1 protein-coding gene is annotated in these 2424 nt (G+C 74.4%); it reads right to left on the reverse strand.

Annotated features, from left to right (window positions below; genetic code table 11):
* On the reverse strand, positions 1–2424 hold a 2424-nt coding region (locus RWX45_RS08575; protein ID WP_316023313.1), incomplete at both ends, for an FtsK/SpoIIIE domain-containing protein.

Consider the following 2424-nt stretch of genomic DNA (forward strand, 5'->3'; position numbering starts at 1 on the left):
GGTAGGTGCCGGCGACGCGTTCGGTGGTGGCCGAGGCGATGACCCGCTGGCCGCCCGCCACCGCCGCCTCGGCGCGCGCCTGTGCGGCCGAATCATCCAGGTCGAGGTCGTCGGCAACCAGCGGGTCGGCCGCGTTGTCGTCGGACAGCTCGCGGGCACAGCGGGCCAGTGCCGCCACCGCTGTGCTGCGCCCGGATCCCGGTGGCCCAACCACCAGCACGGGGCCGTCCGGCAGCGGCAGTGAAGCGGCGTCGTCGCCGCCACGGGCCCATACGTGTGGTGCGGGTGGGATGCGCCGGGGAATCGGCTCCAACCGGAGCGGAGACAGACCCGGTCGGCCGTGCTCGTTGGCATCGGGGAGCGCCACCTGGCAGGCGGTTACCTCACCGCCGTCGAGGATGACCCCACGGCCAGCCCCATCGCCGGTGACCACACCGCGCGGCAGCCCCGCCAGTGAGGCCTGCGCGGGCTGGACGGCGCCGAGCACAAGACGGCGGCGCAATGGCGCGGCCCAGCGTGCGTTGGCCGCCATGAGGGGTGCGGTGATGAGCAGGCCGGTCCCCGTCGACGCCGCAGCGCGGACGATGCTCTCCATAAGAGCCTGTCCCTCACCGGGTCCGAGCGCCTCATCGACCGCTGCCAGCATGACCTCGACGTCATCAATGGCCAGCAGGTCGCCGCGCAGCCAGCCGCCTGCGGCCAGCGTCCACAGGCGGGCGAGCCGACGCGGATCGTCCGGTCCGACAACCGTCCCCACCCCGGCACCCCCGGCCAGCGCCGCGGCGGGGGTGTGATCCTGAGCGCACACGTGTACGACCATCCCGTCGCGCAGCGCCCCCAGTGCTGCCGAGCGGAGCGCCGTCGAGCGACCGCAGCCGGGCGCCCCGAGGATGAGCAACGGTTCGGTGGGGGACCAGTCCCAGGTCCCTAGGCGCTGCTGTTCGGGCAGGTCGGTGACCAGCAGTGTGCAGCCTGGCCGGTACGGGCTCGACTCTTCCTGCGCCGCTGGCGGGCCGGTGCGCGTCACTGCCAGCGCGCGGGCCTGTCGGCGCTCCACCCGGGCGGGCAGCGCCGGCGCCCAGGGACGCCACGGGGGTTCGGTCGCGGTGGCCGCGGCGGCGATCTCGTCGAGCAGGCTCGCCAGGTGCTGCGCCGATCCGCACCAGGGAGCCTGCAGCACTCGGTCAGCGTCGGCCTCCGGGCCGGCCGCCAATAGGACCCGCCCCGGATGGGGGTCAAGTCGGGCGGCGGCGTCATGCCCCAGCACATCGCGGGAATCCGCCGGGTCGAGGACCCGCAGGCAGATGCGCAGGTTCGTGTTGGCGCGGATGACGGGGGAGACCGCCCCACCGGGGCGCTGGGTGGACAGGATGAGGTGAATCCCCAGGCTGCGTCCCTGGGCGGCTACTCGAACCAGTGCATCCAGTACCTGAGGATGCTCGGCCGCCAGCGTCGCGAACTCGTCGACGACGAGCAGTAACCTGGCGGGGGCGTCGGCCGGATCCAAGGAGGAGACGTCCTTGGCGCCGTGGAGCGCGAGCAGGCGCTCCCGCCGTCGCACCTCGGCTTCGAGGGAGGCCAGGGCCCGTTGGGTGCCCGCCGGATCAAGGTCGGTGAGCACCCCGGCCGTGTGCGGCAGCCGAGCGAGGGGACCGAATGCCGCGCCGCCCTTGTAGTCGACCAGCACCAGGCTCAGCGAACTCGGCGGCGCGGACGCGGCCAGCTGGATCAGCCAGGAGACAAGCAGCTCCGATTTCCCCGAGCCGGTGGTGCCTGCGAGCAGGGCATGCGGCCCGTCACGCACCAGATCGACGGTGACTGCGCCGGCGGCGCCAACCCCGAGCACCGCGGACAAGGACGTCGGCGCCGCCGTGTCCCACCGGTGACGCAGCAGTTCCCGATCCACCGGCGCGCACACGTCCTCCAACCGCACGGATGCGGGCAGAGCCTGGACTGGGTTCGAGCCCGCCGCGCCGCCGAGCGGAGGGAGCCCCGCCGCGGCGAGCAGCACCGCCCACCAGCGGTCGCCGAGATCCGGTGCGCCGCCACGGGCCGGCAGCACGCTGACCGCGCGCGCCGGCGCATCGGCTCCGGTGACGGCCGCCACCGTGACCTCGTTGCGGTGGCCCTCGGGCCCCCACAACACCCGCACCGAGGCGTCGCCGGCGCTGACCTGCCCACATCCGCGGGCGAGTATCTGCGCGCCCCACCAGCGCACCGCCGCTGTGGCCGAGGACCCGGTCACCGCGACGCGGTCCCCGGCGGCTACCCGCAACATGCTGCGGCGCCGTCGGCGACCGGTCCAGGCCCGCAGGGCATCCTCGTCGCGGTCGTGGCGCGGACGCCCCGAAGACGCCGGGCCGCCCGCATGCCGCACCGTCACCGCCAAGAGCATGCTCGCCGGATCCGGGGTACGCCCCCGAT

The sequence above is a fragment of the Actinomyces sp. MRS3W genome, from assembly GCF_032465695.1.
GTDB lineage: Bacteria > Actinomycetota > Actinomycetes > Actinomycetales > Actinomycetaceae > Actinomyces.